The sequence below is a fragment of the Bacillus siamensis KCTC 13613 genome (assembly GCF_000262045.1).
Classification (GTDB): Bacteria; Bacillota; Bacilli; order Bacillales; family Bacillaceae; genus Bacillus; species Bacillus siamensis.
The window spans coordinates 1-337 of the sequence record NZ_AJVF01000012.1; the positions used below are offsets into that span (position 1 = coordinate 1).

1 protein-coding gene is annotated in these 337 nt (G+C 59.3%); it reads left to right on the forward strand.

Annotation, left to right across the window (positions count from 1 at the left end; all coding sequences use genetic code 11):
• Nucleotides 1–337: AMP-binding protein (locus Y79_RS01000000119880; protein WP_032864737.1), on the forward strand; the 337-nt coding region annotated here is incomplete at both ends.

Genomic DNA, 337 nt, shown 5'->3' on the forward strand with positions numbered 1-337 from the left:
ATGGACGTACGGCGAGCTGAACGCAAGGGCGAACCGCATCGCGCGCATTCTCATGGACTGCGGCGTTACGGCTGACGAACGTGTCGGCATTTTGACGAAACCGTCCTTGGAAATGGCCGCGGGCGTACTCGGCGTCCTGAAAGCGGGCGCGGCATTTGTGCCGATTGACCCGGATTATCCGAAAGAGCGGATCAGCTACATTCTGCAGGACAGCGGGGCCAAGCTTCTTCTCACGCAGGAAGCGCTCGACGTGCCGGAAAGCTACACAGGAGATACGATCCTGCTTGACGGCAGCCGCTCCATTCTGAGCCTGCCGCTTGATGAAAACGATGAAGCG